At 60.3% G+C, this 22,789-nt stretch carries 20 protein-coding genes and 1 tRNA gene; 12 read left to right on the top strand and 9 right to left on the bottom strand.

Going from position 1 to position 22,789, the window contains the following annotated elements; genetic code table 11:
- The first annotated feature begins 18 nt into the window (after positions 1-18).
- Complete coding sequence (locus tag I2H38_RS02165; protein WP_196270146.1) at positions 19-1,644, top strand: bifunctional aspartate transaminase/aspartate 4-decarboxylase; 1,626 nt, start codon at positions 19-21, stop codon at positions 1,642-1,644.
- 129 nt (positions 1,645-1,773) lie between these two features.
- On the top strand, positions 1,774-3,459 hold the full coding sequence (aspT, locus tag I2H38_RS02160; RefSeq protein ID WP_196270145.1) for an aspartate-alanine antiporter: 1,686 nt from the start codon (positions 1,774-1,776) through the stop codon (positions 3,457-3,459).
- Positions 3,460-3,789: 330 nt separating this feature from the next.
- On the opposite strand, the gene I2H38_RS02155 is transcribed toward aspT, so the two are convergent.
- Positions 3,790-4,902, bottom strand: coding sequence for an AraC family transcriptional regulator (locus tag I2H38_RS02155; protein WP_229426495.1), 1,113 nt, complete (start codon positions 4,900-4,902; stop codon positions 3,790-3,792).
- Between the two features lie 943 nt (positions 4,903-5,845).
- Between I2H38_RS02155 and I2H38_RS02150 the strand changes: the two genes are divergently transcribed.
- Entirely contained in the window at positions 5,846-6,550 is a 705-nt protein-coding gene (locus I2H38_RS02150) for a spermidine synthase family protein (RefSeq protein ID WP_196270144.1), read from the top strand.
- A gap of 279 nt (positions 6,551-6,829) precedes the next feature.
- Here the strand turns inward: I2H38_RS02150 and I2H38_RS02145 are convergent, their stop codons facing one another.
- From I2H38_RS02145 to I2H38_RS02120, 6 genes are all read right to left on the bottom strand, one after another.
- On the bottom strand, positions 6,830-7,873 hold the full coding sequence (locus I2H38_RS02145; protein ID WP_196270588.1) for an alpha/beta fold hydrolase: 1,044 nt from the start codon (positions 7,871-7,873) through the stop codon (positions 6,830-6,832).
- Positions 7,874-7,940: 67 nt separating this feature from the next.
- The gene (locus I2H38_RS02140; protein ID WP_196270143.1) at positions 7,941-9,236 is read right to left on the bottom strand and encodes an epoxide hydrolase family protein; all 1,296 of its coding nucleotides are present in this window, start codon (positions 9,234-9,236) and stop codon (positions 7,941-7,943) included.
- A 129-nt stretch (positions 9,237-9,365) separates the two neighbouring features.
- Entirely contained in the window at positions 9,366-9,512 is a 147-nt protein-coding gene (locus I2H38_RS02135; protein WP_196270142.1) for a hypothetical protein, read from the bottom strand.
- A 43-nt stretch (positions 9,513-9,555) separates the two neighbouring features.
- A complete protein-coding gene (locus I2H38_RS02130) occupies positions 9,556-11,757 on the bottom strand; it encodes a xanthine dehydrogenase family protein molybdopterin-binding subunit (protein WP_196270141.1) in 2,202 nt (733 codons plus the stop codon).
- Between the two features lie 158 nt (positions 11,758-11,915).
- Positions 11,916-12,932, bottom strand: a complete 1,017-nt coding sequence (locus I2H38_RS02125; RefSeq protein WP_196270140.1) for an FAD binding domain-containing protein — start codon at positions 12,930-12,932, stop codon at positions 11,916-11,918.
- Positions 12,929-13,444, bottom strand: coding sequence for a (2Fe-2S)-binding protein (locus I2H38_RS02120; protein WP_407663996.1), 516 nt, complete (start codon positions 13,442-13,444; stop codon positions 12,929-12,931). Before I2H38_RS02120 ends, I2H38_RS02125 begins: the two co-directional genes overlap by 4 nt.
- A gap of 242 nt (positions 13,445-13,686) precedes the next feature.
- Between I2H38_RS02120 and I2H38_RS02115 the strand changes: the two genes are divergently transcribed.
- Positions 13,687-13,845 (top strand): hypothetical protein, encoded by a 159-nt coding sequence (locus tag I2H38_RS02115; RefSeq protein ID WP_210324642.1) that lies wholly within the window; start codon positions 13,687-13,689, stop codon positions 13,843-13,845.
- 150 nt (positions 13,846-13,995) lie between these two features.
- Here the strand turns inward: I2H38_RS02115 and I2H38_RS02110 are convergent, their stop codons facing one another.
- Positions 13,996-14,889, bottom strand: a complete 894-nt coding sequence (locus I2H38_RS02110) for a LysR family transcriptional regulator (protein WP_196270137.1) — start codon at positions 14,887-14,889, stop codon at positions 13,996-13,998.
- Positions 14,890-14,971: 82 nt separating this feature from the next.
- Between I2H38_RS02110 and I2H38_RS02105 the strand changes: the two genes are divergently transcribed.
- The 4 genes from I2H38_RS02105 to I2H38_RS02090 all read left to right on the top strand — a co-directional run bounded on the left by I2H38_RS02105 (position 14,972) and on the right by I2H38_RS02090 (position 19,054).
- Positions 14,972-16,243 (top strand): Bcr/CflA family multidrug efflux MFS transporter, encoded by a 1,272-nt coding sequence (locus I2H38_RS02105; RefSeq protein WP_324617330.1) that lies wholly within the window; start codon positions 14,972-14,974, stop codon positions 16,241-16,243.
- 248 nt (positions 16,244-16,491) lie between these two features.
- On the top strand, positions 16,492-16,890 hold the full coding sequence (locus I2H38_RS02100) for a (R)-mandelonitrile lyase (protein ID WP_196270136.1): 399 nt from the start codon (positions 16,492-16,494) through the stop codon (positions 16,888-16,890).
- Between the two features lie 23 nt (positions 16,891-16,913).
- Positions 16,914-17,903, top strand: a complete 990-nt coding sequence (locus I2H38_RS02095) for an aldo/keto reductase (protein WP_196270135.1) — start codon at positions 16,914-16,916, stop codon at positions 17,901-17,903.
- A gap of 71 nt (positions 17,904-17,974) precedes the next feature.
- Positions 17,975-19,054 carry an NAD(P)-dependent alcohol dehydrogenase gene (locus I2H38_RS02090; RefSeq protein ID WP_324617329.1) on the top strand — a complete coding sequence of 360 codons (1,080 nt, stop codon included), beginning with the start codon at positions 17,975-17,977 and terminating at the stop codon, positions 19,052-19,054.
- A 530-nt stretch (positions 19,055-19,584) separates the two neighbouring features.
- Here I2H38_RS02090 and I2H38_RS02085 read toward each other — a convergent pair.
- Positions 19,585-19,675 (bottom strand) — tRNA-Ser (locus tag I2H38_RS02085).
- 533 nt (positions 19,676-20,208) lie between these two features.
- On the opposite strand from I2H38_RS02085, the gene rnk reads away from it, so the two are divergent.
- The 4 genes from rnk (at position 20,209) to I2H38_RS02065 (ending at position 22,748) form a co-directional block, all read left to right on the top strand.
- Positions 20,209-20,625 (top strand): nucleoside diphosphate kinase regulator, encoded by a 417-nt coding sequence (gene rnk, locus I2H38_RS02080; protein ID WP_196270134.1) that lies wholly within the window; start codon positions 20,209-20,211, stop codon positions 20,623-20,625.
- Between the two features lie 87 nt (positions 20,626-20,712).
- The gene (locus I2H38_RS02075; protein WP_196270133.1) at positions 20,713-21,066 is read left to right on the top strand and encodes a RidA family protein; all 354 of its coding nucleotides are present in this window, start codon (positions 20,713-20,715) and stop codon (positions 21,064-21,066) included.
- Between the two features lie 15 nt (positions 21,067-21,081).
- A complete protein-coding gene (locus I2H38_RS02070) occupies positions 21,082-22,479 on the top strand; it encodes a diguanylate cyclase (RefSeq protein ID WP_196270132.1) in 1,398 nt (465 codons plus the stop codon).
- A gap of 89 nt (positions 22,480-22,568) precedes the next feature.
- Positions 22,569-22,748, top strand: coding sequence for a hypothetical protein (locus I2H38_RS02065; protein ID WP_196270131.1), 180 nt, complete (start codon positions 22,569-22,571; stop codon positions 22,746-22,748).
- Positions 22,749-22,789: the final 41 nt, after the last annotated feature.

Below are 22,789 nucleotides of genomic sequence, written 5' to 3'. Positions count from 1 at the left end.
GAATTTGGAGAGAGAACCATGGACCTCGTGAGATTGCGCAGCTTCGAGAAGTTGAGCCCGTTCGAGATCAAGGATGAACTTATCGAGATAGCAAAACAGACGGCGCAGACCTCGGCACTGGCGTTTCTGAATGCCGGTCGCGGGAACCCGAACTGGGTCGCCACCACACCGCGCGAGGGCTTCTTCCTGCTTGGTCAGTTCGCCATCACCGAAAGCCGGCGGGTGATGAGCAAGGCTGCGGGAATTGGCGGAATGCCTAAAGCCGACGGTATCGCTCATCGTCTTGACGTCTGGCTTGCGGAGCGCAAGTCATCGCCCGGCGCCGCCTTTCTGACCGCGATGGTTGCGTTCGCCGTCGAGAAGTTCAACTTCAAGCCGGATGCCTTCGTCCACGAACTCGTCGACTCGATCATTGGCGACAACTACCCGGTCCCAGACCGGATGCTCGTCCACAACGAGAGGATCGTGCATGAATACCTCATGTGGGCGATGTGCGGCCAACCCCGCCCGGCTGGCCAGTATGACCTTTACGCAGTTGAGGGCGGCACGGCCGCCATGTGCTATATCTTCAAGTCGCTAAAAGCGAACCGGCTGCTCAATCCTGGCGATACGATAGCGCTTGGCACGCCGATTTTTACGCCGTACCTCGAAATGCCTCATCTCGAGGATTATGGCCTGAACGTAATCCATGTCGCGGCGCACCAAGAGAACCGGTTCCAGTTCACCGACGCCGAGCTCAAAAAGCTCGAGGATCCGAAGGTCAAGGCGTTCTTCGTGGTGAACCCAGGCAATCCCTATGCGGTCGCCATGAGCAAGGAGACCATCGACAAGATCGTGACCTTGGTGGAGACGAAGCGGCCAGATCTGATGTTGCTGACCGACGATGTCTACGGAACATTTGTTAAGGGGTTCCGCGGATTGCTGGGCGCCCTTCCTCGCAACACAATCGGGGTTTATTCCTATTCCAAGTATTTTGGCTGTACAGGCTGGCGGCTGGGCGTCATCGCGATCCATCAAGACAACGTCTTCGACAAAGCCATCGCCGAACACCCTGAAAGTGTTCAGGCCGCATTGGACGCACGCTACGGCGCATTGACCCTGAAGCCACGGGAGATCAAGTTGATCGACCGCATCGTCGCAGACAGCCGCGACGTTGCGCTCAATCATACGGCCGGGCTCTCCTTGCCGCAGCAGGTGATGATGAGCCTGTTCTCACTCGCCGAGATGATGGACGAGGCCAAGACCTATCAGAGGGCCTGCATGGAGATCGTGCAGGCCCGCTTGGACCGGATGGTTGAAGGGCTTGGCATCGAAGTGCCCGACAACCCTCTCCATGACAGATACTATGGGCTGGTCGATTTCGAGTTCTGGGCGAACAAATATGTCGGCCCGGAGGTCGTAGCGTACATGAAGGAGCATATCCACCCGCTGGATATCGTGTTCCGCTTGGCTGAAGATTACGGAATTGTGCTGCTGAACGGAGGCGGTTTTTCCGCGCCGGACTGGTCCGTACGCGTCTCATTCGCCAACCTTGACGATGAAGTCTACAGCCAGATCGGCCGCGCCACCCGGGCGGTGGCCCGCGGTTATCGCCAAGCCTTCGAGGCTTACACCATGGCATCCAAGAAGGCGCGGATCGCCTAGGCGTGAAAAGGGGTGCTCGAACACTTGGAGTCAGGAGTGCCGCGACGGCACTGGGATTCTGGTTTCTGACCGTGAGCGGCAGGTTGCGTGCGCGTCAGCTTGACTAGACAGGCGTGCGGAGGGTGCAACATGGATTTCTTCGTATCGGCCATGCGGCACAATCCGGAGCTTGCTATCTTCCTGACGATAGCGATCGGCTTCCTCATCGGCCGCATCAGGTTTCGAAGCTTCAGCCTCGGGATTGTCGTTGGCTGCCTTTTGGCCGGGGTGCTGATCGGCCAACTCGACATCAAGATTTCGCCTTTGGTCAAAACGGTCTTCTTCGACCTCTTTCTCTTCACCACGGGATATAAGGTTGGGCCGCAATTCTTCCGCGGGCTGAAAAGCGACGCAATCCCTCAAATGGCTCTAACCGTTCTTGTGTGCGTCGTTTGCCTGCTCACGGCGTTCGGCTTTTCAAAGCTGTTGGGATATGACGTCGGAACGGCGGCCGGCCTTCTTGCAGGTGCTTTCTCGGAGTCGACTGTGATTGGCACTGCTGGGGAGGCAATCCAACGTTTGGCCATTCCCGAGACGGAGAGGACCACGCTGGTCAACAATATCCCCGTTGCCTATGCAGTAACCTACCTCGTCGGAACGGCCACGCTGGTTTGGTTTCTGCCCACGATCGGTCCCAAACTCATGGGAATCAATCTTCGGGAAGAGGCTATTCGATTCCATGCGGATACTATGAAGTCTGATGAAACTGCGGAAGGCGTCATGTCTGCCGCTCGTTCATTCGACGTGCGAGCTTATCGTGTCACCTGTCCGACGCTGATCAATAAGACGATAGCCGAGCTTGAGAGCCTCCCTCAGCCCACCCGCGTGTTTATTGTGCGTGTTCGTAGCGGAGACCAGGTCATGGAGTCAGCACCAGATCTGGTCATCCGGGAGGGCGACGTCATTGCGGTGATCGCGCGACAGGGAATCCATGCAACGCGCGGGAGCACAATCGGTCCCGAAGTCAGCGACCCCGTCCTCCTCGACATTCCACTGGAGGCCTTGGATGTCGTAATCACGAACCGATCCATACAAGGCAAGTCGCTGGCGGACTTAGCGCGTCTTCATTTTGCCCGGGGCGTGTTTCTGTCCAAGCTCACGCGAGCTGGGCTTGAAATGCCAATCTCGCCGGAAACCCGCGTCGATCGGGGGGACGTGATGCGCGTTATTGGAACCTTACCCGAAGTCGAGCGCGCGGTTCAGGAGCTGGGCTATCCCGATCGACACACAGCGGCGACAGACATGGTTTTCGTCGGGATCGGTATCTTTCTCGGCGGCTTGGTCGGCCTCCTTTCCGTAGTGGTCTGGAGCGTGCCGCTTACCCTTACCGCGAGCGGCGGCGCGCTGGTCATGGGTTTGGTCTTTGGATGGCTCAGGTCAGTCTATCCTTTTTTCGGCCGCATTCCGGAACCAGCGATTTGGATATTCGATACCGTTGGGCTTTGTATATTCATCGGTATTGTCGGCCTGAGCGCCGGGCCGAGTTTTATCTCGGGTTTGCAGACAGCCGGCCTGAGCCTGGTCGTCGTCGGCTTGGTGTCAGCCCTGCTTCCTCATACGCTGGGGATCCTCTTCGGCCGCTACGTCCTGAAGATGAATCCCCTTATTGTCCTGGGTGCCTGTGCTGGGGCCGGCACGATTACCGCTGCCCTTCGTGCGTTACAGGACGAGGCGCAAAGCAGCATTCCGGCCCTAGGTTATACGGTTCCCTATGCCATCGGAAATATTCTTCTAACAGCCTGGGGGCCGGTTCTCGTTGCGATGATGACTATCTGAAAAGAGGAACCGCAATGAGCCCGGACCGGGCTCGGCATGCGGGTCGCGGTGTCACCGATGGGCGCTGGGCCGCAAGCGCAGGACTGGCCGACCATGTCATGTGTCCGCAGCCGTCCGCTCAAACCTGTGATCGTCCGACACGCGGGTTCCGACCCGTTGACAGTGCACGAGTGATCTTGAGCGGGACAGGACAGGTGAAATGCGCCTGCAATTCCCAACCGTCACTCGCTGAGCAATCCGAGGGGCTCGCCGCATAGGCGTTTACAAGCCGCTCTGGCCTCCTCGATTTCGCCGTCGGAATTTGGGATGAAACCATCCAGATCGGTAGGCTTATCGTCGGCGATGCTCGGCGCGCCACGATTTCGGGGTCTGGCCCGACCAGCGCCGGAAGGCCCTTGTGAAGGCGCCGGCCTCCGAATAACTGAGCGCGGCCGCGACCTGGCCAAGGGTTATGTTGGTGGCGGCGAGCAATTGGCGTGCAATCTCGAACCGCATTTCATCGACAATCGCGCTGAAGTCGGTCCCCTCGGCAACCAGGCGTCGGTGCAGGGTACGGCGGTGTATTGCGAAGTAGCTCGCAACCTCGCCGGCAGAGCATTTATTCTTCAGAAGCCGCGACCGCAGCGCACGACGCACCTCATCCCGAAAGTCCCTGTTGGGAACGGCTTCCAGCTCGGCAATCCGTTCCTCGAAAATCTGGCGAAAAACCGCATCCGCTCCAGCGATGGGAGAGGCGAGCCAGCTTGCCGAGAAGACAAGAGTGGCCGCCTCTTCGTTAAACCGCAGAGGCGCCCGGAAAAAATCACGATAGGGCTGCGGATCCGCGGGCTGCTTCCTCGGCAGAAGAACCTCCGCCGCGACCCATCGTGGGCCGCATATCGCCGCCAGCGACTGGAAAGCCGTGGCAAGCGATGCATCGGCTATTTGATCCGCACTCTCGCCGACAGGCGCATAGACACGCAGGCTCAGCATTGCCTCGCCGCCGCTCACGACGAGCTTGGGAACAGCGACACGGTTTTGGAGATGGAGGTGCCTGACGAGACTCTCCAGGGCGCCCCCAACGGTCTTGGAGTGTTGCATAAGGCAGCCGACGATCCCCATGGAAGAGATCGTCGCTTTCCGGCCGACCAGCAAACCGAGATGGGGGCATCGGGTGCGCGTGGCGGCTAGAGTCAGCAGCTTGTTGAGGCTTGAGAAGGCAATCACATTACTTGCCTCCTCAAACAGGCGAGGATCGAGACCAGCCTCCCGGATGACGCTTTCGGGATCGGTCCCGAAATCCTGCAAAACGGGGATCAACTCCTTGATCACGCCCAGATGAATGAAGCCGGCTTTGACTGGGATTCGGCGAGGATGGTCGACTGCGAGATGTTCGTTGGCCTTCGGGTGCAGAACCGCTGAATCCTTCATCGGCCAATCTGCAGCGGAAAGGTCTGTATCCATTTGGAGATCTCCCAACAGCAAGCCCCCACCGTCGGCAATGTCGATGTCTCCCGCTCGGGACGCCGCAGCGTCTCGACGACCTTCCTGTGATGACTTGCCTTCGCCTCGGAGTCTCAGAATGACAAGAAATTCACATCGGCAAATTGCGTTTGGTCAGTCGGTGGCGCTTTGTGCGAAACTTTCATTCCTCATCTGTGACTTTTATTCTTGGAAGCCACATGAAGGACGGGCAGTTCACGGATCCGAACGGGCCCGCGTTGTCGTGCCGCTTCGGTGTAGACGGCATGGGCCGCGGATTATCCTCATGAAGCCGAAACACGTCCCGGCTTATGTTAAGCATAGTTCTGCCCCCTCCATCACTTCGAGGGACGTTAATTTCTGTCTATCCTAAAAGAACAACAGACAGCATTTGTTGTTGTAGGATAAGAATTATATGAATTTTATCGTATTTTGGCCGAACGATCGTGGCGTTTATCTTTTGACTTTACAAAGGATTACGTTCAGGCTTTCCTACCATTAGATCACAGAGCGAATTAAGGCTGTGCTTTTGCGCGGCTTCGCTCGCGTGTATCTACCGCAATCGAGAAAGGTTAGGTCCGCCTCACCCGCCCAAGCTTCTCGGATAAGCGTGCAACTTCCAGTGGCATCTACGAGGTGACGCGCCGCAGGTCTACGATCCTGTCGCGCTGCTTCGACGAGCGTGAAATCCTTTATGCTGCTCGTGTCGGCGGTCAGATAGGATCTAAAGCAACGCGCGAAAAGATGGGTCCCAGCTTTTCGCAAAAAGCGTTGCGACAAGAATGAAACAGGCCTCACGCTCCGATCCCGATTTTTTTGCGCAATGCTGTAGCGCAGTGCTCCAATCAATCGATCTTCCGTGACAAGTGCACTCTTCTGTGCATGGTCTCGTGCGAAATAGATAACGCCGTCTAAAGAGCTATTCATGATCCCCTGGGCCTTACTCGATACAGCAGCGATTCCTGGTGAAGGCGGCGAGCTGCGCCTTAAGAAGCGCGGGGCCGAGTTCTCAATCATGTTGGGTAACAACGAACTGATGAATAGCCGTCTCAGTGGTTCCGAGGAGGCGCTCGCCAGACTGTCCTGCCTGAGAATACGGGGCCGCCAGCGGGCGAAGATTCTTATTGGTGGGTTGGGCATGGGCTTTACGCTCCGCGCTGCGCTTGCTGAACTCGGCTCTGATGCTCAGGTCACCGTGGCTGAACTGGTACCCGCTGTCGTGGCATGGGCACGAGGTCCGATGGCCGAAGTATTTGGCGATAGCCTTGCGGATCCGCGCGTCAGCATCTGCGAAGACGATGTCGGCCGTCTGATAAGGTGCGGCCGGTCAGCCTACGATGCGATCCTGCTAGACGTCGACAATGGCCCCGAGGGACTGACCCGCGAGGCTAATGATAGCCTCTACGACTTGGCAGGGCTAAGCGCCGCCCGGACGGCGCTGTCGCCTGGTGGCGTCTTAGCTGTGTGGTCCTCGGCACCGAATCGAAACTTCACCCACCGACTTCGCAAGGCAGGATTTCGCGTGGATGAGGTAGGTGCGCGCGCCAACGGACGACGTGGTGGCGCAAGACACACGATTTGGATTGCGACCAAACAAGGGGGCCCTCATGCCCCGCAGGCACACACCTAGGATGATAGTGCTATGTGCGCTTCGTCTCCTATCGGCGCCATCCCGAAATTTTCGTGTCGGAACTTCGGAATGTCTTGAATTGGGTCAGACTCTGAAATTCCCCTGTCCCTCGCAAACCTCTGCCTAGCCCCCCGACGAGCGGACCAGAAAGTGGCACTTCGCTTCGTGCCAGAACCGACCATTCAGGTTCAGGTGTCATGTCGGCTCATGGACGAGGTCCCGCTCGCGGCGAGGCGATTGCGTACGCAGCCGCCAAGGGACTTTCCATCTTGACGTCGATCAATAGCGATCGACGTCGACCACGGTTTCGGCGAAAGCCTGCGGTGCTTCTTGCGGCAGATTGTGCCCTATGCCGCCCGTGACGACCCGGTGAGCATATTTGCCTGAGAATTTCGTCGCGTAGGAGCTGGCGTCCGCGTGTGGCGCACCATTGGCATCGCCTTCCATTGTAATGGTGGGCACGGTGATGATCGGGCCTTCGGCGAGCCGCTTTTCCAGATCGTCATACCTCGGATCGCCGGCCGCCAAGCCAAGACGCCAGCGGTAATTATGGATGACGATGCTGACGTGATCCGGGTTATCGAAAGACGCCGCAGTGCGGTCGAATGTAGCGTCGTCGAAATCCCACTTCGGCGAAGCGATCTGCCAAATGAGCTTGGCAAAGTCGTGCCGGTATTGATCGTAGCCAGCTCGGCCGCGGTCGGTGGCAAAATAAAACTGGTACCACCATTGGAGCTCAGCCTTGGGCGGCAACGGCATCTTGCCGGCTTCCTGGCTGCCGATCAGATAGCCGCTCACGGAGACGAGCGCCTTGCAGCGCGCCGGCCAGATCGCTGCGATAATATCGGCCGTCCGCGCCCCCCAATCAAAACCACCGAGGATCGCCTTCTCGATTTTGAGAGCATCCATCAAGGCGATGATATCGACGGCGACCACCGATTGCTGGCCATTCCGGAACGCTTCACTTGAAAGAAAGCGGGTCGAGCCATAGCCGCGCAGATACGGGAGGATCACCCTGTAGCCTACCGACGCCAGCAACGGAGCGACGTCGACATAGCTGTGAATGTCGTAGGGCCAGCCGTGTAGAAGAATGACCACAGGGCCAGTCGCAGGGCCGGCTTCAGCGTATCCAACGTTCAGGGCGCCAGCATCGATCTGCTTGAGCGAACCGAACGACGTGTTCGTCCCCGGCTTGATCGCCGGGGATGCCCCTCTGCTGGTTTGTGCCTCCGCCGAACCAATCATGGCGAGTTCGGCAGCAGCAACGGTCATGGCGGCAGTGCTCAAGAATCGGCGGCGATCATGATTGACGTATTCGGACATTGACATCTCTCCCGTTTGCGAGAGGAAAAAGGTGGGAATGACGTGCACACCGCCCACCTCCTTCCCATCACCGCAGCGATCTGAACGCCGCTCGAACCTCCTTGGTGAAGAGTTCCGGTTGCTCCCAGGCGGCGAAGTGCCCGCCTTTGTCGAGCCGATTGTAATAAATCAGTTTGGGAAACGCTTTCTCTGCCCAACTCCGTGGGGCTGCATAGATTTCATCCGGAAAGACGCTCACGGCAACCGGGATGGCGACGTGTTTCGGGGCGAAAAAGGCGAGCTTGTTTTCCCAATAGAGACGAGCCGAGGAGACCGCCGTATTCGTCAACCAATAGAGCGTGACGTTGTCGAGAATGTCGTCTCGGGTAAGCCCCTCAGGCTGGCCGTCAAAGACGCGCGCGATGAGCGCATAACTACGCGCGTCGTGGTCGAGCATCCAAGCAGCGAGGCCGACAGGTGAATCCTCGATCCCGTACAGCGTTTGAGGGCGGTTCCCCATCTCTTGGGCGTAGGCCGCGCCGTGCTTGTAGAAAAAATCGAGCTGATCGTATGCATGCCTCTCGTCGGCTGAGAGACCGGACGGCGCTGGGTCGCCGAGTTGGAGTGCCTTTGCGACGTCGTCCGGGACAGTGGCGGGCATGTTGGTGTGAATGCCGAGCAATTCCGGAGGAGCCTGCAAGGCCATCTGCTCCGAGACCGCATCACCCCAATCGCCGCCTTGCGCCACAAATCGTGTGTATCCGAGGCGCTTCATGAGGTCGATCCAGGCGCGTGCTATGCGAACGGGGTCCCAGCCGGTTGTGGTCGGCTGCCCTGAAAACCCGTGGCCCGGCAGCGACGGAATCACGACGTCGAAGGCGTCCGATGCGTTTCCGCCATAAGCCGTTGGGTTCGTCAGCGGTTCGATGACCTTCAACTGCTCGATGATCGAGCCGGGCCACCCATGCGTGATGATGACCGGCAGCGCATTCTCATGCTTCGAACGAACGTGGATGAAATGAATGTCCAGCCCGTCGATGTTTGTCGTGTATTGCGGCAAGGCATTCAGCCTCGCTTCGACCTTGCGCCAGTCGTAATCTGTCTGCCAATAGCGCGCGAGTTCGCGCATCGTCGCGAACTGCACGCCTTGCGATTCATCCGTTACCGTTTCCCGCTTTGGCCACTTTGTCTCGGCGATGCGGCGCCGGAGGTCGACGAGCGCCTCTTCCGGAACGTTGACGCGGAAGGAGCGGATTGCGGTGTCCTCGGTTACTGTACTCGGTGTCGGGGGCGCCGCGGCTAGCTGCGTGGGGATCAGACTCACAGCGATCGCCGCAGCTGATGTGGCAAGAAATACGACGGCTGAATTGGTAAGAAAGAGCATCGCCTTTCTCCTTTCTCGACAAGCGAACTTGAGCGCGGTGAATAGGCTTCATCGAGGCTAGACTCGGATGGACCACACGGCAGCGGAACTCAGACGTTCAAGGTGTCAGGGCGTCTCGCGCCAGAAGGCCTATGCGATGACATAGTGAAAGCGGATCCCATCTACCCGGACCACGTGATGGGCGACCTCACCGAACGGCGCCTGCACCACCTGCGGCAAGGCCGGGCTCGCGGTGCAGAGGGCGGCCAGCATAACGAGCGAAGCGAATACGCGCATCGGCTACTCTCCTCTCCCCCGGCAGTTCGACTGCAAGGCCCCGTCAATACAACTTGTCGAGCGTGATCGGCAGCGCGCGCACCCGCTTTCCGGTGGCGTGGTAGATCGCATTGGCAATCGCCGCCGCGACACCCACGATGCCGATCTCGCCCAATCCTTTCACCCCGAGTGGATTAACGATCTCATCCTTTTCATCGACGAAGATCACCTTGATGTCCTGCACGTCGGCGTTCACCGGAACATGGTATTCCGCGATGTTCGCATTCATGATGCGGCCGAACGCGTGATCGATCAGCGTTTCCTCGTGCAGGGCCATTCCGATACCCCACACGACGCTACCCATGACCTGGCTGTGCGCCGTCTTGGCGTTCAGGATTCGCCCGGCAGCAACGGCGCTGACGACGCGCGTGACGCGGACGACGTTGAGCTGCTCATCCACCTTCACCTCCGCGAAGATCGCAGAATGCGTGTTATGGGCATGTGAGCTGTCCCTCGCGAAGCGGGTGGTCTCTTCCCGTACGATGCGGTCCACGCCGTCGTGCTGCATTGCATCCGCGATCGATACCGCTCGGGCCGCATCCCGCCTGCTGACGATCATGCCGCCGGAGAGGACAACCTCTTCCGGAGCGGCGGTTGCGAGAGGCGAGTTCGGCATTTCCTTCGCCAGGCGCAGCAACTCTTTGAGAACTGCGCGGGATGTCGTCACGATTCCATTCGACACCGAGGCCGCTATCCAGGACCCGCCCTCCACCGGCGACTGTGGCAGCGTTGAATCGCCCAGCCTGATGTCGACGCCGTCTAACGGAAGTCCAAGCATATCGGCAGCAACCTGCGCCATGATCGTATAGGTTCCAGTGCCGATGTCGGATGTCGCGCACGAAACCTCCGCGTGTCCGTTCGCCGTGAGTGCGATCCGAACGGCGATCGGTACCTGCAACGCCTCCCAGATGCCCGTTGCCATGCCCCAGCCGACCAATTCGCGACCGTCGCGCATCGCGCGAGGTTCCGGGCTGCGCTTGTCCCAACCGAACGCCTCCGCGCCCTGCCGGTAGCATTCGCGCAGGTTCTTGCTGCTGAAGGGAAGGCCGCTACTCTGGTCACGCTCAGAGTAGCACTTCAGGCGAAACTCCAACGGATCGAGCTTGAGCGCGACGGCAAGCTCATCCATCGCGGCTTCGAGCGCATAGACTCCTGTCGTTGCGCTCGGCGCTCGCATGTCGCACGACGTGGAGAGATCGAGCCGCACCAGATTATGCGCGTATTTCGCGTTGGCACTCTTGTAGAGCAGGCCGGACCAGGTGGTTTCATTCCGGTGAAAGTTTTCGTACTGCGACGTCACCGTGGTCGCGTCGTGCGAGATCGCGTTAAGCGTTCCGTCAGTTTCGGCACCCAGATCGATGCGTTGGATCATGGCAGGCCTGTAGCCAAGCGAGTACATCTGCTGGCGCGTGAGTACGACACGGACCGAGCGCTCCAGCGCACGCGCCGCCAAGACGGCCAAAACGACCTGATATTGCGGCCTCAACCCGGATCCGAACGCGCCGCCGACAAACGGCGACATGACGCGCACATCCTCCGGCTTCAGATTGAAAACGTTGCACACGTATCCGTGCACGTTCTGTACACCTTGGGTCTTGTCGTAGATCGTGATCTTTCCGCCGCCCTCCCAGATCACAGTCGAAGCATAGGGCTCCATGGGATTGTGATGTTCGATTGGAACGTAATATTCGCCATGGTGCCGCACGGGGGACGATGCCAGGGCGCTCGCCGTATCGCCTCGCGGTTTTGCGGGAGCCTTCAGGGAAACGACGTCGTTCAGCTTGCTGTACAAGTCGGTGACGTGCTTCTCCGGCTCATATTCTACGTGCACAAGCGAGGCGGCGAAGCGCGCCGTTTCGGAATTTTCAGCCAATACCAATGCAATCGGCTGTCCGCTGAACCTGATCCTGTCGTCATATAGCGGACGGAACGGCGAGCCCTGGTCAGGCGCTACCGCATCCTTATAAGCCTTATCATCGTCGGCCATCGGTGGCCGGTTCTCATGCGTTAATACGGCGACAACGCCGCCGACGCTTATAGCTTCGCTGACATCAATCCTTGCGATGCGTCCCTTTGCAATCGCTGAGCCAATGACACTGGCATGAACGAGGCCCGGTGCATTGAATTCGCCGGCATACTTCGCCCCTCCCGTGACTTTGTCACGCCCGTCGACACGTGAGGTAGCACTACCGATATAAGGAGCCATTGGCTTGCTTGCTTCGCCTTGTTCAGCGGCAACCGTTGCGGAGGAAACAGCTTGTCCATGTGTGAGCACGCCGACAGCGACAGCACCTTGCAGGACAGTTCGGCGGCTGATGTCGCCTCGGTGTGAAGGTGTCGAGCGATCACGTGGCATCGTTCCCCTCACGCGATTTTCTTATTGTTTTGAGACTGCGGCGTGCCATGTGCGGCCTGTATCAGTGCGCGAACGATGGTGCGGCGGGCGAGTTCGATCTTGAAAGCGTTGTGTTCGAATCCCTTTGCATCTCGTAGCACCAGGCCCGCGGCGCGTTCGAAAATCTCCGGGTTTGCGACCTTTCCGTTCAACCCCGCTTCGGCCGCTTCATCTCGCCAAGGTTTGTGCGCGACACCGCCGAGTGCGAACCGAGCCCGGCGGATGGTATTGCCGTCCATTTCCAGCCCAACCGCGACGGACACCAGCGCGAAGGCGTAGGACAGGCGATCGCGAATCTTGAGATAGGTGTAATTCTTGGCGAAACCATCGGCTGGAAGCTCGACCGCGGTGATGAGCTCGTTTGCATCCAGGTTGGTGTCGCGTTGCGGCGCGTCCCCGGGCAGGCGATGGAAGTCGGCAAAGGGGATGACCCGCTCCCCTCCAGGCCCGGCGACATGAACTTTGGCTTCGAGGACGGCAAGTGCCACGCACATGTCGGAGGGATGGGTCGCAATGCATGTATCGCTCGTCCCCAGGATTGCGTTGATGCGGTTGATCCCCGCTATCGCCGAGCATCCGCTGCCGGGCTGGCGCTTGTTGCACGGTGTCACAGTGTCATAGAAGTAGAAGCAGCGCGTGCGTTGCATGAGATTGCCGCCGGTGGACGCCATATTACGCAACTGCGCCGAAGCGCCCGCGAGAATTGCACTTGCGAGCATCGGGTAGCGTTGCGCAATCAGCGGGTGCCACGCGAGGTCGGAATTGGGCACCAGCGCGCCGATCCGGACGCCGCCGTCCGGAGTTTCCTCAACGTCTGAAAGTGGCAATCGCGTAATGTCGATCAGTCGGGCAGGACGTTCCACATCCTCTTTCATGAGGTCAAGGAGATTAGTGCCGCCTGCAATGAATTTCGATGTGGGATCGGCCGCGATCTGTCGGACCGCGTCGGCCACGTCGTTGGCTCGCGCGTACTCGAAATTGATCATGACGCCCCCATCACCTGCTGGATGGCCGAAACGATGTTCGGATATGCGGCACAGCGACAGATGTTGCCGCTCATCATCTCACGGATTTCCTCCGCGGTTTTTGCCTTTCCCTCTGCGATCAGGCCTACCGCCGAGCAGATCTGGCCCGGCGTGCAGTAGCCACACTGGAACGCGTCATGGTCGATGAACGCCTGTTGCATCGGGTGCAGCACGCCGTCCGTCGCAAGACCCTCGATCATCGTGACTCTGGCACCATCCTTCATGACGGCAAGCGTCAGGCAGGAATTGATCCGTCGTCCGTCCACCAGCACGGTGCAGGCACCACATTGACCGTGATCGCACCCCTTTTTTGTGCCGGTGAGATCAAGGTGCTCTCGCAGAGCGTCAAGCAAAGTTGTCCACGGTGCGACATCAAGCTTGGTTTCAACACCATTTATGATCAACTCAACCGAAATCTTGCTTGGTGACCCGATGCTTGATTGAGCGGCCGCGTTCGGTTGTGCCATGTGCATTCTCCGCGGATCGAAGAAATATTGGCCACGAACAAACTCAGGCGCACAGCATTCAACTTGCACCTAGAGCATTATCTACAAAACGTGACCTAGGCCGTCGCCAAAAACCTGCGAACAAGGACATAACGCAACGTGTGCACACCGATTACAATTGTGAGCGTTGCCCTTTAGGTCGAAGCCACCAACATACACGAAATTCTTCGCATGCAAAAGCATCACGCTGAGTGGAACCTGCGCCAGTGATGGACCAGACCTTGCGGCTTGGCCTCGCCGGTGGGTTCCCCCGCACGACCTTCAATGTCGAGGGACGCCTGTCCTGGGGATCGAAACGAGAGCGTGTTCGGCGCTCTCTACGGCTCGGCCAAATGGGGCAGGCTGAACCTGCGCGCGGCTGCGCCTGAGCGACACACAACACCGACATCAGCCGGACTGTCAGCTTCCCAGGCTTCATTGACCGGACCAGTGCCTCCTATGGCGGTTCCACCGTACAAACCTTCGGAGAACCGGCCACCCGTTGCCCACCGGCTCCAGCCCATGACGGAGCCTCGGTTTCAACCTCGATAGCGCAGCGCGTCGACCAGAAGGGCGAAGGCCGGCGTGGGCTGCCGGCGGCTCGGGTAGTAGAGGTGGTAGCCTGGAAAGGGCGGACACCAATCGCCGAGCACGGGGATGAGACGGCCGTCGGCGATGTACGGCTGCAGCTGATCCTCGGGCAGGTATGCCATGCCGAAGCCAGCCAGTGCCGCGTTGAGGATCAGACCGAGGTCGTTGAACGCGAGCTGTCCTTCGACGCGCACCTTCAACTCACGCCCATCCTTCTCGAATTCCCACGCATAAAAGCCGCCTAGGGTCGGCAGGCGCAGGTTGATGCAGTCATGGTTGACGAGGTCCTGCGGCCTCTCCGGTCGTGGCCGCTTTGCGAAGTAGGAGGGCGCGCCGACGACGATCATGCGCATGTCCGGCCCGATGCGAACCGCGATCATGTCCTTCGCCACCTGTTCGCCGAGGCGAATGCCGGCGTCGTAACGCTCGGCGACGATGTCGGTCAGGCTGGGATCGGCGACGATCTCCACCTTGATGTCCGGGTATTCGGGCAGCAGTTTCTGCAGGGTCGGCCAGAGGATCGAGACGGCCGCGTGTTCGCCTGTCGTGATGCGGATGGTGCCTGCGGGTTTTTCACGAAACTCGCTCAGCGCGGCAAGCTCCGCGTCGATCTCATCGAAGGCCGGGCCGAGGGTGCGGAGCAGGCGCTCGCCGGCCTCGGTCGGCGCAACGCTGCGGGTGGTGCGGGTCAACAGCCGGACCCCGAGCCGCGCCTCGAGCCGGCGGATCGTGTAGCTGAGCGCCGACTGTGAGGTGCCGAGCTTCGCAGCCGCCCGCGTGAAGCTCCGCTCCTCCGCGACGGCGAGGAATGCCATCAGGTCGCCAAGCTCGTCGCGCTGCATTCATGAAACCCGCGTATAAGTCCATGCGCATTTTAGCATCTAATCGCCGGCAATCGCACGGGTTAAATCTTCGCCTGTCCACGTGAACAGCTCATCACGCACTTCAGCAGAGGACGCGATCATCATCATGACGTCCGACGTCAATCACGTCTCCCTCGAGAACCCCAGTCGCGCCAGCGGCTTGCGAATCCTGCTGGTCCTCAGCGCCCTGATGGCTTTCGCATCCATCTCGACGGACATCTACCTGCCCGCCTTTCCAGCGCTCGCAACCGCCTTTCACACCGACCCTGGTCAGGTGCAGATGACGCTCTCAGGTTTTCTGGTCGGCTTCAGCCTGGGCCAACTGTTCTGGGGCCCAATCGGTGACCGCTACGGACGCCGAATTCCAATCGCGATCGGTCTGGTGCTATTCATGGTCGGTTCCGCTGGCTGCGCCCTGTCCGGATCAGCTTGGCAGATGACTGGTTGGCGCGTCGTGCAGGCCGTCGGCGCCTGTGCCGGACCTGTGCTGGCCCGAGCCATGGTGAGGGATCTCTATGCTCGCGAGCGCTCGGCCCAGATGCTCTCGACGTTGATGCTGGTTATGAGCGTCGCTCCGTTGCTAGGCCCGATCCTGGGCGCTCAGATCCTCGCGGTCCGGTCCTGGCAGGCCATCTTCTGGACCCTGGCCGGCTTCGGCCTGCTGGTGCTGGTCGGATTGTTGGCCCTGCCGGAGACCCTGCCGCGGCACCGACGCAACCCGCAGCGGCTCACGCAGGCGCTGGGCGGCTACCTCCGCCTCCTACGCAGCCCGAGGCTGATCGGCTACGCCGTGTCCGGCGGCTTCTTCTACGGCGGCATTTACGCCTACCTCGCTGGAACGCCATTCGCCTACATCAACTACTATCACGTGCCGACCCAGGCTTATGGGCTGCTGTTCGGCCTGAACATCATCGGCATGATGGTGGCCAACCTGCTGAACACACGGCTGGTGATACGGCTGGGCAGTGACCGGATCTTTCGCGTCGGGACCATGATTGCGGCTTTTGCCGGGGTCACCTTGGCTCTGAATAGTCGGTTCGGTTGGGGCGGCCTGGCCGGGCTCGTGGTGCCGCTATTCCTCTACGTATCCATGGCCGGCTTCGTCGTGGCCAACTCGGTCGCCGGTGCGCTGGCGGCCTTCCCGAGCAAGGCCGGCGCCGCCTCGGCCCTTGTCGGCGCGATGCACTATGGCACTGGCGTGCTCAGCGCCGCCATGATCGGCTGGTTCGCCGACGGCACACCCTGGGCCATGGGCTGGATCGTCGGGCTCGGCGGTGTCGGCTCGTTTGTGAGCGCCATCCTACTGGTGCGCGCTTCCGGCCCCGCTACATGACTGGTCCTCGCACGTGGGGCGGCAACGTCATCCATCACGCGGCCGGGACAACGGGCGACGGCGCACGACAAGCTTTTCCACGACGGCGCGGAACTTTCAGGCCCCGCTGCATTCATGAACCTCAGATATAAGTCCATGCGCATTTTGGCATCTAATCGCCTGCGGGCGCACCGGCTAAATCATTACCTGTCCACCTGATCGGCTGTCGCGGGACGGTTCGAGGTCGCAATTTTCGAAGGAGAAGGACGATGGAGATCAAGCGAAGCGGATCGCAGCCATCCGGCAAGGGACCGACCGAGTGGTTTACCGGCACCGTGCGCATCGACCCGCTGTTCCAGGCGAACGCTCCGGCGCGCGCCGCCGGCAACGCGGTCACGTTCGAACCGGGCGCTCGCACCGCATGGCATACCCATCCTCTCGGTCAAATCCTGATCGTTACGGCAGGCTGCGGCCGGGTTCAGCGCGAGGGCGGCCCCGTCGAGGAAATTCGACCGGGTGACGTGGTCTGGTTCGCACCGGGCGAGAAGCATTGGCACGGCGCAGCGCCGACCACGGCGATGACTCACATCGCGATTCAGGAGGCCCTCGACGGCAAGGCCGTCGACTGGATGGAGCATGTCACCGACGCGCAATACCAGCTCTCCTGATCGTACGTACAAAGAGAAGAAACATGCAAAAGCGCATCCTTGGAAACAGCAACCTGGAAGTCTCTGCCCTCGGCCTCGGCTGCATGGGATTGAGCTATGGCTACGGCCCCGCTACCGAAAAGCAGGAGGCGATCACACTGATCCGTTCGGCCTTCGAGCGCGGCGTCACTTTCTTTGACACTGCCGAGGCCTACGGCCCTTACAAGAACGAAGAACTCTTAGGCGAAGCCCTTGCGCCCATTCGCAAGCAGGTGGTGATTGCGACCAAGTTCGGCTTCGAATTCGACTCCAACGGCGGACAGAGCGGCATGAACAGCCGTCCCGAACATATCCGGGAAGTCGCCGAGGCCTCGCTCAGGCGCCTCAAGGTCGATGCCATCGATCTTTTCTACCAGCACCGTGTCGACCCAAGCGTGCCGATTGAAGATGTAGCGGGTGCGGTGAAGGATCTGATCCGGGAAGGAAAGGTGAAGCACTTTGGGCTCTCGGAAGCCAGCCCGCAGACGATCCGCCGCGCTCACGCGGTTCTGCCGGTCACCGCTCTCCAGAGCGAATATTCGCTGTGGTGGCGAGAGCCCGAGCGGGAGATCCTGCCAACGCTGGAGGAACTCGGGATCGGCTTCGTCCCTTTCAGCCCTCTGGGCAAGGGCTTCCTCACGGGCGCGATCAGCGAGAACACGACGTTCGACAGCACCGATTTCCGCAACATCGTTCCCCGCTTCACGCCGGAGGCTCGAAAGGCGAACCAGGCTCTGGTCGATCTGCTTGGGCAGATCGCAGCCCGGAAACAGGCGACCTCTGCCCAGATCGCGCTCGCCTGGCTGCTGGCGCAGAAGCCTTGGATCGTGCCGATTCCCGGCACGACGAAGCTGCATCGTCTCGAGGAGAATATCGAAGCAGCCGCCGTCGAGCTGACGCCCGACGATTTGCGCGACATCAATGCCGCCCTATCCAACATCAACGTGCAAGGAGATCGGTATCCCCCGCATCTTCAGGCAAGGGTCGGCCGCTGACCGGCAGGCGTTGCGTCCAAGATCAACCGCCCGGTGCGGACGGCCTATTTGTCTTTCAACGAACCAACCCGATGAGTGCAACCAACACCATGGCAACCTTTCGCTACAAAACCTTCGGCTACGCAGCCCAATCAGTCGGTGCCCGCCTCACGCCATTCTCGTTCGAGCGGCGAGCCCTGCGCCCGAACGATGTCGCGATGGAGATCCTCTATTGCGGCGTTTGCCACTCGGACCTTCACTGGGCGCGCAACGATTGGGGCTGGTCTGCCTATCCGGTCGTCCCCGGCCACGAGATCATCGGCCGCGTGATAGAAGTCGGCAGCGAGGTCACGCGCTTCAAGGCAGACGATCATGTGGCGGTCGGTTGCATGGTGGATAGCTGCCAGCATTGCGACCAGTGCCGTAAGGGCGAGGAGCAGCTCTGCCGTGAAGGCAACACGCTGACCTATGGCTCCCCCGACCGCATCACGCAGGAGATGACCCAGGGCGGTTACTCGAAGCATGTCGTCGTCCGGCAGGAATTCGTCCTGCGCGTTCCGGAGGGACTCGACCTCGCGCGCGCGGCCCCGCTTCTGTGCGCGGGCATCACGACCTATTCGCCGCTACGCACCTGGGGCGTCGGTCCGGGCAGCCGCGTCGGCGTGATCGGTTTGGGCGGGCTCGGCCACATGGCCGTGAAACTCGCCTCCGGCCTCGGCGCTCATGTGACCGTCATGAGCCGGACACCCGACAAGGAGGCCGATGCGCTGGCACTCGGCGCAGACCGGCTTCTCGTCTCCACCGACCCGGACGCCATGGCGCAGGCGGCCAACAGCTTCGACCTCATCATCGACACCGTCCCCACCAAGCACGACATCAATCCTTACATGCCGCTACTGGACGTGGACGGCACATTGGTGATCGTGGGCCAGCTCGGCAACTTGAGCGAGCCGTCCACTGTGCCGCTCATGCTCGGACGGCGGCGCGTCGCCGGCTCTCCCATCGGCGGCATCGCTCAGACCCAGGAACTGCTCGATTTCTGTGCGCGCCAGAACATCCTGCCCGAATGCGAGACGATCCGGATGGACCAGATCAACGAGGCCTTCGAACGCATGGAACGCGCCGATGTCCGCTATCGCTTCGTGATCGACATGGCGTCGCTGACGGCCTGATCGCGAAAGCTGCCGGCTCCCGATTCCAGGACCATGCGAGGTGGCATTCTGGGTTCAGGATCACCACCTGGATGGGGCGTGATCGAAGTGGATGACTGCGCAGTCCCCACAGTCAGCTATTGGCGTCGCGACGCTCCGCTTCCAGCTGTGCGATCTCGGCCTCCCGACGCTTGGCCCCACCGGCCACGAGCTCGCGCGTCACGAGCCGCTCGGCGGTCCCATCGTCGGCGGAACGAAGAGGCGGACCAGAACGGATTCGGGCCCGCCCGTTCGAAGATCCGGGCCGCCTCGACTTCGAGGGATCACGCCCGCCCCTTCGCCTCAACGAGATCGGCAGTGTCGAGGTTGAGCGAAAACCCGGTCCTGGCGTTACTCTTATTCAGCGAACTCGGAGTCTTGAAATCGAACAAGGTCGGATCGGCGGCCCACCATCGTCCTCCTGGTTTCGTGGCATTCCTTCGGAACAAAGGCAGCGCCAGAAGCCACGACGGCTTCAAAAACCATATTTACTAGATACTTGTGGGGCAAGGTGGCGGAGACGGAGGGATTCGAACCCTCGATACCCTTTTGGGGTATGCTCATTTAGCAAACGAGTGCCTTCAGCCTCTCGGCCACGTCTCCGGTGGTCGAGTTCTTACGGTTTCGGAATTTGGGCGTCAATCCCGTTTCCGCCGATGGCGTGAACAAAGCCTGCTGCGCGGGCGCAAATCGCGAAGGCGTAATGCAATTGCCCCGCTCATATTGGTCACCAAGTGTCAGACGAGACCGGGTGGTGGGAACGAATCCCGGGCATTGGAAGTGCAGGACGCCCGATCCTTACGCCACGCCGGATGGGCCTGGGACCGATTCCATCGCAAGAGACGGATACGCGTTGGAGCGCCAGTCCCGTCTGGCCCGAGGAGCGCACAAGAGACGCGGGTCCGCTCTACGGAATTGACAATATGGAGACCGGAGCTAGCATGGCGGCATGAGTCATTTCGCGCCCTATAGCCGAGGCCTGCGCTCCGCAGGACAACTCATCGCACATTCCTAGCCCGGGTGAGCGGTGCGGTTTTGCGCACCCCTGCTCGGGTCATGCTTCACAAACATTCCCATATCCATTGTCCCTGCCCTCGACGCTCGCGGGCGGGCGCATGTTTTTCCTTGAGCACCCTATGACCGAATCCATTTCGAAATCTGCTACCGCCCGGAAGCCGAAGATCGTCCTGACCGAAGCCGATTATGCTCGTCTCTCACGGCTGGCCGACGCCGCCGCGGACCGGATGCCGGAGGTCGCCGATTATCTGGCGGCTGAACTCGACCGCGCGAAAATCGTCCCTTCGGCGCGAATTCCGGCCAAGCTCGTGACCATGGGCACCACCCTCACCTTTCGCGATGAGCAGACCGGCCGAACCGAGCGCGTCACGCTCGTTTTCCCGGAAGAGGCAAACATCGCCGAAAAGCGGATTTCCGTCATGACGCCGATCGGAGCCGCGCTCATCGGCCTCTCCGAAGGGCAATCGATTACCTGGCCGACGAGATCGGGCGAAATACATCGGCTTCTGGTCGTATCGGTGGAAGACGCTCAGTAGGACGACCCGGGAGCGCGCCTACCGTTACGGCACGACGGAACCTGTGATACGGAGGCCACCCCGAGACCGTCGAACGGAGTCAGCAGCGTGACAGAAATCAATCGGATCGGCGTTGCCGCCCGCTACAGTGACCTCGTGATCCTGGGCGATACGGCCTATTTTTCTGGTTACGTCCCGGAAACGACGCTCGGGCATTCGATTTCGGATCAGACGAAGGACATCCTCGCGCAGATCGAGCAATCCCTGGCGGAGATCGGTAGCGACAAGTCCAGGCTCCTGCACGCGACGATTTGGCTGGCGGATATCGACTCCTACGAAGAGATGAACGCCGTTTGGGATGCCTGGGTCATGCCCGGGCATTCGCCGGCGCGGGTCTGCGTGCAATCCAGGCTTGCCGACCCTCAATACGCACTTGAAATTCAGGTCATCGCGGCCTTGTGACGAAAGACATCCCCGTTGGAAAAGACGCATCCGCCAATTGCAACGAGGGTCGACGACATTCTCGGCTCCGCCAGCCTTGGGACCCGCCGCACCGTGGCGCTCGTCGTTGAGGACGCGGCGGACGAGCTGGTCGCAATTTTCTATTCGACGTTGCTGCAAGACGAGGAGGCTGCGCGCTTCTTGTCGCATTCGATCGTCAATGAACGGCTTCATCATTCGCTGCGGCGCTGGCTGACGGATCTGTTCGTCGCGCAGATCGCGGATGATGTGACGCTTTTCAGCGATCGGCAGAAGACCATCGGCGACGTCCATGCGCGCATCCGAATTCCGATCCACCTCGTCATGCAGGGTGCCAACCTTCTCAAGGTCGCTCTCTTCCAGCGCCTGGAGACAACCCCGCTCCAGCGCGACGATTTGTGGGCCGCGCTCGTCTATGCGGGCGGTCTGATCGATCTCGCAATCGAGATCATGAGTCAGGCGTTCGTGCGCAGCACGGCGAGCCGTGTTCAGACCGATGAAGCCTATCGCCTGTTCTCGCTCGGCCAGGATATTACCCTCGAGCGGGAGAGCCAACGGGCCGCCTTGATGGAGTGGAGCCAAAGCGTTCTGTTCAGCCTCTACGGGACAGAGCAGGAGGCCAAACTTGCCTCGATTTCAGCGTCCGAATTCGGCCTCTGGCTTCACCATCGTGCCGGTGTGATGTTCCAAGGCTCCGCCACCCTCGAACATATTGAGCGGTCCATGCGCAGCATCGATTCCGATTTGTTGCCGCAGATCGCCGCGGCGCGCAGCGGAAGCCGGTCGGAGCTTCCCGGACTTCTCGAAAAGCTACAGGCAGCGATCGCTGAAATGAAATTCCTGCTCGCGGACATGTTTCAATCCGTGGCCGCCATCGAGAATGGCAGGGATCCGCTGACGCAAACGCTCAACCGCCGTTTCCTGCCTTCGATCCTCAGCCGTGAAATCGCCATCGCGACGAAGAACGACACGCAATTCTCTGTTCTCATGATCGACGTGGATCACTTCAAACAGATCAACGATCAGTGGGGGCACCCAGCCGGGGACGCGGTGTTGCGTCAAATCGCGGATGTGGTTCTCGAAACCTGTCGGCTGAGCGACTTCGTCTTTCGCTATGGCGGAGAGGAGTTTCTCGTCGCCCTCGTTGAAATGGACAGCGATGCCGCGTTTCAGATTGCGGAACGAATCCGGGGGGCTATCGAGGCCCGGGATTTCATCTCGCCGGACAATACGCGCCTGCCCGTCACCGTTTCGGTCGGCATCGCGACCTTCGACGGCCATCCGGACTTTTCGTACCTGATAAAAGCTGCGGATCATGCGCTTTATCGAGCAAAGCAGATGGGCCGAAACCGCTGCATGATTTCTGAATCGGCGCGGATGGATCGTGTCGGCTGAGACGCCGCCCTCAAGCGCTCTTGATCCGGATCAATGACCCTGCAGCGGAGCTCTGGCATGGGTCCGGACACCCGCAACAGGAGAGCGTCATGCGCCTTGAAACACGCCTCGTCGAACAGCCTGTCGATGAGCACGTCATTCGCCTCGAAGTGCCCCAGAACAACCCTGCGAATGACCGCCTGGCGCGCGTTTTGAATTGGGCCGCCCCGGCTGCCGCCCTGGTTATGATCACGGGAACGATTATCGCGACGATGGTCGGACAGCGTTAGGAGCGAGGCGAGCGAGCGACCTTCAAGCCCGTGACAGGGAT

This window comes from Microvirga alba (genome assembly GCF_015694465.1).
GTDB lineage: Bacteria > Pseudomonadota > Alphaproteobacteria > Rhizobiales > Beijerinckiaceae > Microvirga > Microvirga alba.
Note: the sequence above shows the minus strand (reverse complement) of the source record. Positions and strands in the feature narration are given on the sequence as shown.